Genomic DNA, 14,495 nt, shown 5'->3' with positions numbered 1-14,495 from the left:
GGAGCGTACCATTTCCGGCTCAGCGCCCGGCGGGAGGCGCCGTCAACCGCTTGAGCTGGGCCTGCGCCACCTCGAGCGCCGCCGGCGACGGGCCCAGCGCGAGTCCCTTGCGGAAGGCGCGCTCCGCGTCGGGGTAGTTGCGCCCCGCGGTGAAGCACATCCCGATCCCTATGTAGGAATCGGCGACGCTCTGGTCGGAGTAGCCGTCGGCGAAGGCCAGGTTGACGCCCTCGGCGTAGGCCTGGACGGCGCCGCGGAAGTCCTTCTGCAGGAGGTGCAAAGAGCCCATGCGCTCCTGGAAGCGCACGCGGCGCCGGTCGCCCTTCGCCAGGCCGCGCAGTCCGACGATCAGGAAGGTGCGGGCCGCCACGTAGTCCCCGCGGTCCATCGCGGCCTGCGCCTGCGCCAGCCGCGCCTCCGGCGTGCCCTCCTCGGGCGCCTTCGCGGTCGCGGGGTCGTCGGAGCGGCCCCAGCGGAGCGTGAAGCTGATGCGATGGGCGTTGCCGAGCTCGCCCATCGGGACCAGGGCGTAGTCGGCGCCGACCTTGCGCCCCAGCCAGCCCAGCCCGAAGACGAGGCCGAGGCCCGCCTCCTGACGCGTGGTGAAGCCGGCCCGCACCGCGAACTGCTCGTCGATCAAGGTCTCCGCGCCGAAGCCGAGGCGGACCTTGTCGAGCACGCTCTTGGTGAGGTCGAAGGCCACGGTCACGTCGTTGTGGGGCAGCTTCGTCGCGTACGCCGCGCCCAGGCGCAAGGTCGTGGGCAGCTTCTCCGAGACGGAGGCGAACTTGACCGCGGGCCCGAGGTTCAGCAAGGAGGCTCCGAACGTGAGGCCCTTGACGTCCGGCATGCGGTACAGCCCGCCGATATCCAGGGCGTAGCCGCTGACCGAGAGCTCTCCCAAGGTCTCGGTGAAGTACTTGGCGCCCCCGCCGACGGCGAGGTCCGGGCTCAGCGCCCGGCCGTAGCCCGCGCCGAGGGAGGTGTCGCTGACGTTGAGGCGGCTGCCCGTCCCGCCGGGATTGGAGAGCGTCGTGCGCGGCACGTCGCCCAAGGTCGCGTAGTTGAACTGCAGGCCGAGGCCGTTCTTGAGGGCCGCGCCGATGTACTGCTGGCTCACGCCCTGCGCGTGCTGGTCGTGCATGAAGGTGGCCTCGCTCGACTTCACCCGGGCGAGGCCGGCGGGGTTGTAGAGCAAGGCGTTCGAGTCGGTCGCGAGCGCCGTGTAGGCGCCGCCCATGCCGACGGCGCGCGCGTTGGCGTCGAGGCTCAGGAAGTCGAAGGCCTCGGCGCCGGCCGAAGACTGGGCGTGGGCCGTCGCGGCGGCCAGGAGGGCCGCCAGGACGAGCGCCGCCGGCGCGCGGAAGAGCCTCATCGGATGATCACCAGCTTCTTGACCACGGATTTCTGGCCGGGGGCCGAGATCACGGCGAAATAAGCGCCCGAGGCGACGTCGCGTCCGTCCTGGTTGCGCGCGTCCCAGCGGACGGTCCCGGCGATGGTCGGGGTGTCGAGGCTCGACACCAGGCGTCCCGTCATGGTGTAGACGCGGATCTCGGAGCCGGCCGCGAGGTTCGCGAACAAGATGCCCGAGTTCGCGTCGCCGTGCGAGAAAGGCCGGCCCTCGTCGGGGTTCGTCCCGTTGGGCTTGTAAGGCACGGGGTAGGCCTGCACGCTGTCGAGGTTCGGGGCGAACGCCGTGCCGAGCATCAGAACGAAGGTGCTGAAGTGGGGCGTGCTGCCGGTGACCGTGCGGCTTGACGTGTTCACCGTGGTCGCGAAGTCCCGTGACCACCGTCCGGTGGCCTCCTCGAGGTAGTAGATCTGCAGCAGCGACGGGAAGCGGACCGTGTCCGGGTAGGTCAAGGTGATCGCCGCGACGCCGTTGAGGGCGGTCTGGCCGTTCGAGAGGCCGATCTTGATCGCCGAGCCGATCATGGTCTGGCCCGCGGGAGGGGCGGTCGTGATCGCCGGGTTGGCGATCACCGACAGGGTCGCGGTCGTCGTGTTGACGACGCCGGGCGGCAAGGTCACGCGCACCGCGGGATCGCCGGCCCCCGCGCCGGCGGTCTCCACGACGCTCGTCGCGAGGTTGGAGATGGTCTGGTCCTTCTTGATCTTGCCGTCGCCGTTCAAGGCCTCGCGGACGTCGGGGGCGACGGGGTCCACGACGATCCGCACGGCGGGCGGGGCGGCGTCCGGGACGCCGTCGCGGTCGTAGGCGACCGCCCGCAGGTCGTAGGAGCCGGCCGCGAGCACGGTCACGTCCCAATGCAGGAAGTACGGGAAATCCAGGTCGGGATTCGCGTGGTTGACGTTCGCGGCGGGCGCCGTGAGCCAGGCGCTCGAGGTCGCGAGCTTGTACTGGAACAGGACCTGCTGGACGTCGCTCGGCTCGCCGTACACGAGCTCTCCGAGTATGGTGACGCGGTCGCCGCTGATGCGCCGCCCCGAGTCGGGCTCCTTGATCGCCGCGCGCACGGCCGGGAGCGCGGCCGCGGCCCCGGACATGGCCAGCGCGCCCGTGGTCTCCACCGTGCCGCAGCGGTGCGCCGCGCGCAGGGCGAAGGTATACGACGCGCTCGACGTCAGCACGGCCGTCGTGTACCCCGTCGCGCTCGCGCCGAGCGTCGCGAGCGGAGCGGCGTAGGACACCGTCCCGGTGCCCGCGTCCCAGTACAGGCGGTAGCCCGTCACGCCCTCGCTCGGCGAGGGCGCCCACGACAGCCCGACGGTCCCCCCCGCGTTGGCCGCGGCGTTCAGGCCGGACGGAGGGCTCGGGACGGTGTTCGCCGTGACGCCTTGGAACGAGACGTAGGCCGTCGCCATGCCGTCGCCGTTGAGGTTGCGCACGCGGTAGTAGTAGGTCGTGCAGCCGAGCAGATCGGCTTCGGCGTAGGAGACGACGGCGCCGGCCGTCAAGGTCGAGTAGGCGACGGCGTCGGTCGAGCGCTGGAGCTCGGCGACGGTGGACGCGGGGTTGCCGTTGAGCGCCCACGAGGCGACGATGGTCGTCGAGGTCACCGCCGTCCCGGTCCCGGACGGGTCCGCCGCCAAGGTGTACGCCGTCGCCGCGGCCGAGAGCGGCCCCGTCCCGGCGATGTTGGTCCCCGCGGCCCTCAGGCCGTAGGCCGTGTTCGGCGCCAGCGCGGTCTCCACGAAGGGGCCGGAGGCCGCGGACGCGAGGAAAGCGTTGTCGGAGGAGCGGAACAGGTTGTACGAGCTCGCTCCGCTCGCCAGCGCCCAGCCCCAGGTCACGGAAGAGACGCCCAGGGCCGTCCCGGCCGGGGTCCCGGCCGCGCCGGGAAGCGCCGGCAGGGGCTGCGCGACGACGGCGAGCGTCGAGGAGTAGGCCGTCGCCGCGGCGTCCGCGTTGAACGCCCGCACGCGATAGTAGAAGGTCGCCGCGGGCGTCAGCCCCGTGTCGAGATAATAGGTCGCGGGCCCGGAAGCCTGAAGGCCGTAGCCCGCGCCCGTCGAGCGTTCGAGCTCGAAAGTCGTCCCGGCGGGGTTCCCGCTCGCGCTCCAGACGATGGTCGCGCTCGTCAGGGCCACCGCGGCCGCCGTCGGGGCGGAAGGGACGGCCGCCAAGGTCGTGCGCGAAGCCGCCGTCGAGCTCGAGATACCGCCGCCGTTGAACGCTTCGACGGAGTACGGGCCGTAGGCGGTGTTCGCGGCGAGCCCGGTCTGAGGCCAGGCGGTGGCGCCGGCAGCGAGATCCCCGGAAAGGCTGATCGTTCCCGACAGGACCCGGTAGCCGTCTTCGTTGTCGGCGTTGTCGGTCCAGGTCCACAGGATCGCCGATGCCGATTGCGCGGTTCCCGTGAAGCCCGACGGCGCGCCGGGCGCGGGGATCGGAAAGGTCACGACGGTGATCGACGAGGCGTAGGCGGTCGCCGTCAGGTCGTTATTGAGAGCGCGCACTCGGTAGTAGTAGGTCGCGGCTCCGCCGAGCGGCGCGTCGACGTAAGCCGCCGACGTGGTCGAGGCCAGCAGGGCGAATCCCGCCCCGGTCGAGCGCTCGAGCTCGAAGATCGTCCCGGCGGGATTGCCCGCCGTCCACGACACGGTCGCGCTGGTCTGGAAGACGCTCAAGGCGGCCAGCCCCGCCGGCTCGGCCGCCAGGGTGTAGCGCGTCGCCGAGCTGGAATCGGCCGTCGCGGCCGAGTTGAAGGCCTGCGCGAACAAGGGGCCGGAGCTGGCGTTGACGGAGAGCCCCGCCTGGAGCCAGGTGGTCGCGTCGACCGCCAGATTCCCGGAGACGTTGGCCGTTCCGGACATAATCCGGAAGCCGTCCTCGTTCGAGGAGCTGTCCGTCCAACTCCAGAGGATAGCGCCGGTGGAGAGCACCGTGCCGGCGAATCCCGTGGGAGCGGCGGGCGCGGTCACACCGCTCCACCAGTCCACGAGAGAGGCAGGATCGGCCTCATAGGCCGCCCCCGCGCGCGGCCCGGTGGAGGCGACCATCGTGACGCGTGAAGCCGGGTCCAACATCGCGCCGTTGACGTTCACCGCGACCGAGGCGTCGAAGCTTGACGCGGTGATCGTAGCGACGAAGGCCCCCCCGGTGAACTGCATGGCCGTGGCGCCCGAAGCCAGGCTGGAGAACGTCATCGAGCTGATCGTGAGTCCGGCTCCGGCGGCCTGAGTGCTGATGCTCATGCCGTGCCGAGCTCCCGTGACCGTGTTTGATGTGAATACAAGCGATCCGGTGTACCCGGCGGCCAGAGAAATCCCGATACCGGCGGAGCCAGGGGCGCTCAATAGCGAGTTTGACACGGAAAGATTCCCTGAGCCACCGTCCATATGGACTGCGGCGGCTTTGATCGCCATTAAGGTGCTGCCGGTAATGACGGTCCCGGATGAATTAGATATCCATACCGCCGACGAGCCTTGAATGTAGTTGCCGCTGAACGTGTTGGTGGAGGCGTTCCAACCGATTCTTATCGCATAATCGCTCGAAGCTGCGCCCGTGATCGTACTTTGGCTGACCGTGTTGTAGTTTGAATCGGTCACCATATCCAGCACAGACATCCCCGTGGGGTTCAGAATGAAGCTTTGGGTTATCGTGTTGAAGGAGGAAAGGCTGATGCTCAGGGTGGAACCGACACCCGGGCTGCCCCCTCCCAATACCGTGCATTGACTTATCAGGTTGTAGTTGGACCTAGGGTAAATGTACGCCGCGAGAGCCGTCGAATTGGCGATATAGCTTTGCGTGATCGTGTTGGATGACGAGGCGTTAAGATAGAGGCCTATACCAGCGGGGCTGGTTGTCGTCATTGTGGTCTGGCTGATCGTGTTGTAATTCGAACTGGCAATAAGAGCGCCGCCCACGCCCGACTCGGTGCCTATATAGCTCTGCAGGATAGTGTTGGAGTGGGACTCGAAAAGTCGGAGAGCCGGAACACCGAAGAGAGCGTCGTTCGTAGTAATCGTCATCTGAGTGAGCGTATTGTACGACCCGCCATTGATCTCGACGGCCGAATTCAAATTCGATGAAGCCGAGCTGAAAGAGACACTCGTCATCGTGCTCCCCGGCAAGAAGAAGCCCCATGCCCCGATATTCCCAACGGTGATGCTCGTATAACTCACCGTCGTCCAACTGGACGTTGCCACGCCCGCCGTAGCAATCTTCCCGCCTGCGTCCTTCACGTTCACGCCGCTGACCGAAACATAGGTCGAGGAGATGAACACGCCGTACGGCATCGGGTTCGTGGGCACGATATCGATTCCCTGTACGTTGACCGACGCGTTGGCGATCACGAATGCCGCTGCCGATGCGGCCGGCGGTGAAACGACCGGCCTTTGAACCGACGCCGGGTCGGCCAGGATCGTGATCGGCCAGCCGTTATTGGCGAAGTTCCGGACCGTCACCTGCTCGGGGTAGGTCGCCCCGTCGCGGATCACCACGCACGCGGGGCCCGTCAGCGACGAGGGCAGGCCGTCGACAGCGGACTGGATCGTCGTGTAGGCCTGGCCGCCGCCGACGTTGTTGGTCGCCGCGCAGCCCGGATAGGCGGGGTTGACCGTGGCCGAGTCGTTGAGTCGGATGGTCCGGTACGCCCCGGAGGGGCTCGTGAACGAGTAGCCGGTCACGTAGACGTAGGTCCCCGTGCCCTTGGCCGCGCCGTAGGCGCGGTCGCTGGTGCCGCTGTCGAAGGTCCGGGAGGAGGACAGGACGAGGCCCGGGCCGTACTCGAGGATCAGCATGTCCTCCGTGGCGCCGGCGAAGCTGTTTCCCACCACGACCAAGGTCGCGGTCCCGACGAACACGGCGCCGAAGCCGGCGTCGTAGGAGGGCGTGTTGTAGGCGGCCACGGCCTGCTGCGCGAGGCTGGAGTCGTACTTGACGGTCGTGAACGCGAAGTTAGAGCCGCCGGGGTCGGACTCCCCGGTCACGTAGACGTTCCCGGACGGGTCCGTCGTCACGCCGTAGGCGCGGTCGGTGGCCCCGGACGCGTCGTAGACGGCGGAGGAGATCAAATTCAGGGAGGGAGTGAACTTGGCCGTCTTGTAGTCGTACGGGTTTCCGAAACCGGTCACGATGACGTTCCCGGAGGCGTCGAGCGTCAGCGCCGTGGCCTGGTCGACCCCGGCTCCGCCGTAGGTCGTCGTGGCGAGGACGACCAAGGACGGAGAATACTTCACGATCCGGAAGTCGGTGCCGGTACCCGTGTTCGAGGAATAGCCCGCGACGAAGGCGTTCCCCGAGCCGTCGAACGCGATGGACGTGGCGACCGCGTCGCCGAGGCTGATGCCGCTGATGACGGCCGACCCGACGGCCACGAGATCGGGATTGTATTTCTTGACGACCCAGTTCGTGAGGGGGCCGCCGGTCACGCTGAGCCCCACGACCCAGGGGTTGCCGGAGGGGTCGACCGCGACGCCGTATGCCCGGCCCTGACCGGCGATGAAGGCCGCCGAGCTCAAGGCGACGCCCGCCGAGGAGAGCTTGACCGTCGTGCCGACGTCGTTCGAATCGCCGGTGACGTAGATGAAGGGCCCGCCGGCGGTGATGGTGTCCACGGCCACCGACTTGGCCTCATCGACGGCGGCGGTCTGATAGACCGCGCCGCTCGACACCGAGAAGTCGCCGTCGAAGGTCTGAGCGAGGGCCGCGCCGGGGACGCTAAGGGCGAGCAGGGACAGGAAGAACGCCAACCGCTTCGGCGGAGCTCGCATCGGGGGTACCGCTGCTGATATAACCCCGAACGGGCCTGCGCGCAAGTCTAATATGTGGAAATTTTCGCTTAATTTTTCACGCTAATTAAGCTAATTTAGCCGCTTATTCGGGGGCTTCAGTCTTGGGCTTGGCGAAGCCGGTGGAGAAGCTCTTGAAGGAGGTGGCCTTGAGCCCGGCCTTGCCCACGACCGCGTCGTCCACGCCCTTGCGCGCGTCTCCCGCGAGGGCCGCCACGCGACGCTTGTGCGCGGGGTCGGCGAGCCAGGCCCGCCACTTCTTGTCCATGTCGGAGATTTTCCTATAGCGGTAGGTCAGCCACAGGGCGTCCGCGACGGGCTTGCCGTCGCGCAGGGCGGCGCACAGGCTCTTGAACTGGAGGCGGGAGTGCTTGCGCAGGAGGAAATGCGTCACCGAGTAGGCCTGGATGTACCATTCTCCGACCGCGGCCTGGTCGTTGTGGAGGTCCTTGGTCGGCGTCACGCCGAAGAAGGTCTCCAGGTCGGGGAATTTCCTCGGCTCGATCATCGTCATCTGCTGGTACCAGACCGAGGTCTCCGGCCGGTCCGGGGATTCCGCCTCCTCGAGCATGGCGAGGCCCTCGTTGATCCAGGACGGGGGCTCGCGGCGGGCTTCCTGCCAATAGCTGTTGAACAGGAGGTGGGTGGCCTCGTGGGCCATGACCGAGAGCATCTTGCGCGGGTCCTTCATCGTGGGCATGGCGACGGCCTTGCGGTCGTAGATGGCCAGGCCGTTCGACCATTTCGGCGGCGCGAACTCCCCTCCCAGGAAGCTCTCCTGGTCGGCGTAGATGTAGAGGTTGATCTTGTCCTTGGCCATCCACGGGGAGAACATCCCCAGGTCCATGCGCAGGCGGGAGTGGACCCGCTCCGAGCCCATGGTGAAGCCGGCCGGCAGCCAGGCGGTCTGGTGGTTGATGACGAAGTGCGGGGTCTGGCTCTGGCGCCAGTCCCAGCTCTGCCCGTCGCGGGCGCCGGCCGGGACGGCCAGGAGGACGGCGAGAAGGGCCCCGCGCATGGCGTCAGCGTAGCAGAACAAGTCGAAGTTCGCCAGCGCGGAGGACTGTTTCCGGAAACAGTCGGACAAAAAACGAATGATGATCACTCTTCCCGGGAATAGTGATTATCATGAGTGACCGCAACTTTGCGGGGTATAGGTCCAAAGCCTGCCCGTTTTCGATTGCCCGTCAGACGGTATTTTGGTAAAATGACAATCGCCCGTTAGAAAGTTAAAGCCTGACACCCAAGCCGGACGGAGAGACGATGGCCACCATGCGGACTTTGTTCCTGAACCCCCCCTCATTCGAAGGTTTCGATGGAGGCGCGGGAGCCCGCTATCAGGCGCGGCGCGAGATCAGGTCCTTCTGGTACCCCACCTGGCTGGCCCAGCCGGCCGCCCTCATCCCCAACTCCAAGCTCATCGACGCCCCGGCCGACGACCTGACCCTCGAGCAGGTGCTCCAGCGCGCCCGCGGCTTCGAGCTGTGCGTCATCCACACCTCGACCCCTTCCTTTGATAACGACGCCAAGGTCGCCGACGCCCTGAAGAAGCAGAACCCCGACATGAAGATCGGCTTCGTGGGCGCCCACGTCGCCGTCCTCCCCGAGGAGTCGCTCAAGAACGCCCCCGTCCTCGACTTCGTCGGACGCGAGGAGTTCGACTACACGATCAAGGAAGTCGCCGAGGGCCGCCCGTTCGACTCGATCGCCGGCCTGTCCTACCGCAAGGCGGACGGCGAGTTCGCGCACAACCCCGACCGGATGCTCATCGACGACATGGACAGCCTGCCCTCCGTCCTGGACGTCTATAAGCGCGACCTCGTGGTTCCCAACTACTACATCGGCTACCTGAAGCACCCCTACCTCTCGCTGTACACCGGCCGCGGCTGCCCCGCGCGCTGCTCGTTCTGCCTGTGGCCCCAGACCGTCGGCGGCCATGTCTATCGCACGAAGTCGGCCAAGGCCGTCATCGCGGAGATGGCCCGCGCCAAGGAGATGTTCCCCGAGGTTAAAGAATTCTTCTTCGACGATGATACGTTTACCGCGGATCTGACTCGTGCCGCGGAGATCGCCAAAGGCCTTGGGAAGCTGGGAATCATGTGGTCGTGCAACTCCCGAGCGAACGTCCCGTTTGAATACCTCAAGATATTCAAAGACAACGGATTGAGGCTTTTGCTTGTCGGCTACGAGTCCGGCAACCAGCAGATCCTCAACAATATTAAGAAAGGGGTCCGGGTTGATATCGCCCAGGAGTTCACCCGCAACTGCCGCAAGCTCGGCATCGTCATCCACGGGACCTTCATCTTGGGCCTCCCGGGCGAGACCAAGGAGACGATCGAGGAGTCGATCAAGTACGCCTGCGAGCTGAACGTGGACACCATCCAGGTGTCCTTGGCCGCGGCCTACCCCGGCACCGAGCTGTACCGCCAGGCGATGACCAACAAGTGGTACGACGAGGGGACGATGGTGCGCAACGACGGCACCCAGGCGAGCGCGATCTCATATCCCCACCTCAGCGCGGCCGACATGGAGGCGGGCGTCAAGCGCTTCTACTCGAAGTTCTACGCGCGCCCCACGCCGATCCTGCGCATGCTCGTGAACATGGCGAAGGACCCCCTGGAGCGGCAGCGGCGCCTGCGCGAGGGCAAGGAGTTCCTCGACTACCTCCGCGGACGGCAGAAGCCGGCCGTCTCCCGCCTCGCCCCCGGCGAGACCAAGCACAAGGAGCCGGTGGCCGCCTGATACTTCCCGCCATGGAGTGGGAGATCGTAGGGCTGATCATGCTGGCCGCCGCGGTGGCGGGCCGGGCCGCGTTCTCGGCCTTCGCCCTCGCCTGCGGGGCCTTCACGCTCGGCTTCACGGTGGTCGCGGCCGTGTTCGCGCGGCGCTTCCTCTTCGTCCGCTCCCCCCGCTCCGCGGCGCCGCTGCCCCCGATCACCTTGATCAAGCCGCTCAAGGGCGAGGACCTGGACCTGGAGGAGAACCTCGCCAGCTTCTGCCGGCAGGATTACCCCTGCTACCAGATCCTGTTCTGCCTCGCGAGCCCCGACGACCCGGCGCTCGCCGCGGTGTCGCGCCTGAAGAAGGAGTTCCCGGACAGCGACATCGAGGTGGTGGTCTCCAAGAGCCGGATCGGCTACAACCCGAAGGTCAACAACATGGCGAACGCGTATCCGTTCGCCAAGTACGACCTGCTGCTGATGTCCGACTCGGACATCCGCGTCACGCCCGGGTTCCTGCGCGACATGGCCGCGCCCTTCGCCGACCCGTCCGTGGGCCTGGTGACCTCGTTCTACCAGGCGTCGGGCGCGCGCGGCGTCTGGGGCTGCATGGAGGCGCTGTCGATCAACGCCCACTTCCTGCCGCAGGCCGCCTGCGCGGCTCATTTCGGCATGCGCTTCGCCATGGGCGCGGCGATGATGGTCCGCCGCCAGGCCTTCGAGGCCTCCGGCGCCTTCGCGAACCTCGCCGACCACCTCGCCGACGACTTCTGGCTGGGCGAGTCGGTCCGCGAGGCCGGCTGGCGGCTCGCGACGGCCGAGGGCTGCGTCGACTCGATCCCCGGCATCGGCAGCGCCCGCGGCCACTTCAACCACCTGGTGCGCTGGGCGCGCACGATCCGCCTGTGCCAGCCCGCCGGCTTCTACGCGAGCCTGATCCAGCACGGGTTCTCCTTGCTCGTCCTGCGCCTGCTCGTCCAAGGGCCCGACGCGGCCGGCGCGGCGCTCCTGGCCGGCATCTGGGCCGCCAAGTCGGCCTCGGCCGTCTCGCTCGGAGGCGGGCTCGGCGGCCGCCAGCCGGCGCGGGCGCTCTGGCTCCTGCCGCTGTCGGAGCTGTTCTCGTTCTTCGCCTGGATCGGCGCCTGCTCCTCGAACACGGTGGTCTGGCGCGGGGAGCTGTTCCTGGTCCGGGCCCAGGGCCGGCTCGAGCCCACCGCGCCGCCCCTGGCCGTGCGCCAGGCGCTCTCCGTCGAGCCTTAGGCCTTGATGCGCGACGCCCGGCGCTGGTTCACCCTCGGGATAATCGCCCTCGGCTCGGCGACGTTCCTGTACCTGCTCTGGTCGTTCGGCCCGATGCTGGTGTGGGACCGCCTGCGCGGCTTCGGCTGGGGCTTCGCCGTGGTCATCCCCTTCCAGATCTTCGACCACATGCTCAACGCGGCGGGCTGGCGCCTCGCCTTCACCCCGGCCGAGGCGAGGAAGGTCTCGTTCTGGGAGCTCGTGCGCGTGCGCATCGGAGGCGACGGGGTCAACTACCTGACCCCGAGCGGCAACATCGCCGGGGAGTTCGTGCGCCCCGGCATGCTCCGCTCGTCCCTGAGCCACGACGCGAGGGTCGCCAGCGTCGTCGTCGCGAAGGCCACCCAGTCGGTCGGGCAGGCCCTGTTCGTGCTGGTCGGCCTGATCTACCTGCTCAACGCGCGCGTCTACGCCTTCAAGGCCGGACAGGCGGGCTGGGCGGCGGCGGGCATGAGCGTCATCCTCTTCGGGGTGGCGCTGCTCGTCGGCCTGCTCGCGGCGCGGCCGCCGGCGTGGCTGAAGGCGCGCTTCCCCGCGGCGGTGGAGAAGACCGAGCCGCTGCGCCGCAGCCTGCGCGAGTTCCTCGGGCGCCATCCGGCGCGCCTGCTGGGCTCGATCGTCTTCTTCATGCTCGGCTACGCGTGGGGCGCGGCCGAGATCTGGCTGATCTGCCAGTTCCTCGGCTACCCGGTCAGCGCCGAGATCGCCCTGTGCATCGAGTTCCTCTCGAACGTCGTCGACTCCTTCGCCTTCATGGTGCCCGCGAAGATCGGCACGCAGGAGGCGGGCAAGACCGCGATCTTCAAGGGCCTGGGCATGGCGGCCGACGTGGGCTTCACCGTCGGCCTGATCCGCCACGCGCGCGAGATCCTGTGGGCCGGGGCCGGGCTCGGGATGTACGCCGCTCAGCAGCGGGCGCTGGTCAAGAAGCCCGGCTGACGAGCTCGACGCCGTGCTCGTCCAGGGCGCGGCGGACCTTCGGACTGAGCAAGGTCTCGAGCTCGGTGACGCTCTGATGCGTCGGGGCGGGGATATGAGTCGCCCTCAGCCTCGGGTCCGTGGTCGGGTGGAAATACATCTCCGTGGTCCCCTCCGGCAGGCGGGCGATCAGCCACAGCGCGTAGTCCTCCTTCATCAGGCCCGAGCGCAGGAGGCCCCAGGTGCGCGGCCGCTCGAGGCCTTCGGCCGCCCCTCCGACCCAGGCGCCCATGGTCCCGAACACGCCCGCCAGGAGGGCCGTGCCGGGGCTTTCCGCACCCGGGAAGCCCTTGAGGGCCTCCCACTCCCCGGAGGGCAGGCGGACGCGCGGGATGCCGTATTCCCGCGCCAGCCGGCACACGGCGGGGAAGATGACGGGATGGACGTGGACGTTGATGTGGCCGTCGATATGGGTGGGCTTCACGCCGAGCTTCAGCAGGGCCTCGATCTGGCCGCGGATCTCCCCCTCGAGCCCCGTCCGGGCTTTCGAGTCGAAAAAATAGCGCGCGCCGGCCATCTCCGGTCTGTCCGAGCATAATTCGAGGTGCAGCCCCACCCCCAGCCCGGGATTGTCCCGGGCGATGCGGGCCGCCTCGGCGGCGGCCGGACGCCCCGTCATGAGGCTGGCGAAGCGCAGGATGCCCTCGCGGTAGGCCTTGAGGACCGCGGCGTTGACTTCCGGAGTGTCGCCGAAATCGTCGGCGGTGGCGATCAGGCGGCGGGTCAATCGGGGTCGGAGGAGATGATGGTGATGACGCACGGACCCCCGGCGGGGCCGGTGACCACGACGCGGGGCAGGGCCGTCGTGTTCGGGCAGGAGCAGTTGCACTGATTGACCCCGACGCCGGGGCCGGAGCAGGGGAAGTAGGTCGGGGTGCTCGAGCAGACCGAGTTCGTCTTGTTCCAGTAGGTCAGCGCGCGCTGGAGCATGGCCTCCGCTTCCTTGCGGTTCTGGGCTCCCTTCGTCGCCCGGTCCACGGCGATGTAGTTCATCAGCACCATGCGCAGCAGGCCGGCCGCGATGAACGCGACGATGACGCCCGTGATCAGGACGTGGACCAGGACGGAACCGCGCTCGTTCGTTTTAATCAACGGTGCTGTTGTACTGTTTCTGCATGGCGATGCCGATGTCGAAAGGGGTGCTCTTGGGGTTCGGCTCGTTGGAGGTCGGGGTCTGGCGGCCGATGACGTAGCGCACGCGCACGCCGCCGATGCTGTTGTCGCGCGTGAACATGTTCGGGAAGCCGCTCAGCTTCTCCAGCTTGAAGCCGATGACGCTGACGCCGGCGCCCGCGCCGTTCTCGTTCCAGGTGCCTCCCGGCGAGGCGGTGCAGGCCACGGGCACGCCCGGGTCCGGGCAGGTCACGGCCGGGTAGGCGCCGACGTTGGCGAAGCGGCGCAGGACGAGGTTCGCGGGGTCGGAGCTGTCCACGCAGTATTGGATCACGGAGACCAGCCCGGGGGCGTTCTTGTCGAGCCTTCGGTCGGGGCCGGTCTGCACCCGCGACCAGTTCTTGCACACGATGAGGGAATCCGAGGCGGCGCCGTTGGCGATCGGGAAAGCGAGGACGTTGGCGTCCTCGATCTCCTTGGCCATCGCGAGGTAGCTGACCAGCGACCAGCCGGTGACGGTGCCGGAGCGGATGCCGTCGATCTGGCTGCGCGCCATCTGCGAGGCGATCGTGGCCACGCCGACCAGCACGAAGGAGGCGAGCGAGATCGCGATGACGAGCTCGATGATCGAGAAACCGACCGAGCCATCCGGCGAGGAAGTGCCGCTTCCACTCGCCGTAAGAAGGCGGCCGGAGGTCTTTCTCATGGCTCGTTCCAGGTCGTCGTGATGCTGACCGAGGGGACCGGGCGGGTGTTGACCCCGTCGGTGATGGTGTCGGTGGTGCTGATGAAATAGATGACCCGGGCGTTGTAGGGCGCCGCCTCGAAGCTGGCGGGGAGCACGCCGGTCAAGGTGTGGCTGCCCGCGGTCAGCGCGTAGCAGTTCACGCAGCTCGTGTCGTTGACGCCGCCCGAGTCCATGGACCAGCTCGCGACGCCCGCGCCCTGGCCGGGGCCGAGGATGGTCGTGTTGTTGGGGTCTCCCGTCACGTAGTTCTTGAGCTGGGCGGCGACCTGGCGGGCGCCGGCCGCGGCCTTGATCTTGCGCTCGCCCTTGCTGCCGCCGGTCTTGACCGTGAGCGCCACGCTGAACACCGAGGTGACCATGATCGAGGTCAGCAGCATCGCCACCATGACCTCGACCATGGTGTAGCCGGCGTCGCCGCGCGGAGCGCGGCTCCGGCG

At 68.0% G+C, this 14,495-nt stretch carries 10 protein-coding genes; 3 read left to right on the top strand and 7 right to left on the bottom strand.

Translation table 11 applies throughout. The annotated features are described in order from the left end of the window. Positions 1-19 precede the first annotated feature (19 nt). The 3 genes from HYV14_02915 to HYV14_02905 all read right to left on the bottom strand — a co-directional run bounded on the left by HYV14_02915 (position 20) and on the right by HYV14_02905 (position 8,218). Positions 20-1,375: a PorV/PorQ family protein gene (locus tag HYV14_02915; protein MBI2384945.1), complete on the bottom strand. Its 1,356-nt coding sequence runs from the start codon at positions 1,373-1,375 to the stop codon at positions 20-22. Next, the gene (locus HYV14_02910) at positions 1,372-7,182 is read right to left on the bottom strand and encodes a right-handed parallel beta-helix repeat-containing protein (protein MBI2384944.1); all 5,811 of its coding nucleotides are present in this window, start codon (positions 7,180-7,182) and stop codon (positions 1,372-1,374) included. Before HYV14_02910 ends, HYV14_02915 begins: the two co-directional genes overlap by 4 nt. 103 nt (positions 7,183-7,285) lie before the next feature. Continuing rightward, positions 7,286-8,218, bottom strand: coding sequence for a DUF1570 domain-containing protein (locus tag HYV14_02905; protein MBI2384943.1), 933 nt, complete (start codon positions 8,216-8,218; stop codon positions 7,286-7,288). A gap of 254 nt (positions 8,219-8,472) precedes the next feature. On the opposite strand from HYV14_02905, the gene hpnJ reads away from it, so the two are divergent. From hpnJ to HYV14_02890, 3 genes are read left to right on the top strand one after another with little or no spacing between them, the layout of a single operon-like run. Then, positions 8,473-9,942 (top strand): hopanoid biosynthesis associated radical SAM protein HpnJ, encoded by a 1,470-nt coding sequence (gene hpnJ / locus HYV14_02900; GenBank protein MBI2384942.1) that lies wholly within the window; start codon positions 8,473-8,475, stop codon positions 9,940-9,942. A gap of 11 nt (positions 9,943-9,953) precedes the next feature. Next, the gene (gene hpnI, locus HYV14_02895; protein ID MBI2384941.1) at positions 9,954-11,180 is read left to right on the top strand and encodes a bacteriohopanetetrol glucosamine biosynthesis glycosyltransferase HpnI; all 1,227 of its coding nucleotides are present in this window, start codon (positions 9,954-9,956) and stop codon (positions 11,178-11,180) included. 3 nt (positions 11,181-11,183) lie between these two features. After that, a complete protein-coding gene (locus tag HYV14_02890) occupies positions 11,184-12,158 on the top strand; it encodes a flippase-like domain-containing protein (protein ID MBI2384940.1) in 975 nt (324 codons plus the stop codon). Here HYV14_02890 and HYV14_02885 read toward each other — a convergent pair. Genes HYV14_02885 through HYV14_02870 form a run of 4 tightly spaced genes read right to left on the bottom strand, consistent with a single transcriptional unit; the run spans position 12,142 to position 14,456 of the window. After that, complete coding sequence (locus HYV14_02885; GenBank protein ID MBI2384939.1) at positions 12,142-12,924, bottom strand: ChbG/HpnK family deacetylase; 783 nt, start codon at positions 12,922-12,924, stop codon at positions 12,142-12,144. The genes HYV14_02890 and HYV14_02885 overlap by 17 nt on opposite strands. Then, positions 12,921-13,289: a hypothetical protein gene (locus HYV14_02880; protein MBI2384938.1), complete on the bottom strand. Its 369-nt coding sequence runs from the start codon at positions 13,287-13,289 to the stop codon at positions 12,921-12,923. Before HYV14_02880 ends, HYV14_02885 begins: the two co-directional genes overlap by 4 nt. Beyond that, positions 13,282-14,016, bottom strand: a complete 735-nt coding sequence (locus HYV14_02875; protein MBI2384937.1) for a hypothetical protein — start codon at positions 14,014-14,016, stop codon at positions 13,282-13,284. The genes HYV14_02880 and HYV14_02875 overlap by 8 nt, the downstream gene beginning before the upstream one ends. Beyond that, positions 14,013-14,456 carry a hypothetical protein gene (locus HYV14_02870; GenBank protein MBI2384936.1) on the bottom strand — a complete coding sequence of 148 codons (444 nt, stop codon included), beginning with the start codon at positions 14,454-14,456 and terminating at the stop codon, positions 14,013-14,015. Before HYV14_02870 ends, HYV14_02875 begins: the two co-directional genes overlap by 4 nt. Positions 14,457-14,495: the final 39 nt, after the last annotated feature.

The sequence above is a fragment of the Elusimicrobiota bacterium genome (genome assembly GCA_016182905.1).
Lineage (GTDB): Bacteria > Elusimicrobiota > Elusimicrobia > UBA1565 > UBA9628 > GWA2-66-18.
The sequence above is the reverse complement of the archived record's forward strand: the minus strand, read 5'-3'. Positions and strand labels throughout refer to the sequence as shown.

Bases quoted from the DNA above. Each gene is read 5' to 3' on its own strand.
- HYV14_02910 (MBI2384944.1), bottom strand. From the start codon at position 7,182: ATGCGAGCTCCGCCGAAGCGGTTGGCGTTCTTCCTGTCCCTGCTCGCC.
- HYV14_02870 (MBI2384936.1), bottom strand. From the start codon at position 14,456: ATGGTCGAGGTCATGGTGGCGATGCTGCTGACCTCGATCATGGTCACC.
- hpnJ (MBI2384942.1), top strand. From the start codon at position 8,473: ATGCGGACTTTGTTCCTGAACCCCCCCTCATTCGAAGGTTTCGATGGA.
- HYV14_02915 (MBI2384945.1), bottom strand. From the start codon at position 1,375: ATGAGGCTCTTCCGCGCGCCGGCGGCGCTCGTCCTGGCGGCCCTCCTG.
- hpnI (MBI2384941.1), top strand. From the start codon at position 9,954: ATGGAGTGGGAGATCGTAGGGCTGATCATGCTGGCCGCCGCGGTGGCG.
- HYV14_02875 (MBI2384937.1), bottom strand. From the start codon at position 14,016: ATGAGAAAGACCTCCGGCCGCCTTCTTACGGCGAGTGGAAGCGGCACT.
- HYV14_02905 (MBI2384943.1), bottom strand. From the start codon at position 8,218: ATGCGCGGGGCCCTTCTCGCCGTCCTCCTGGCCGTCCCGGCCGGCGCC.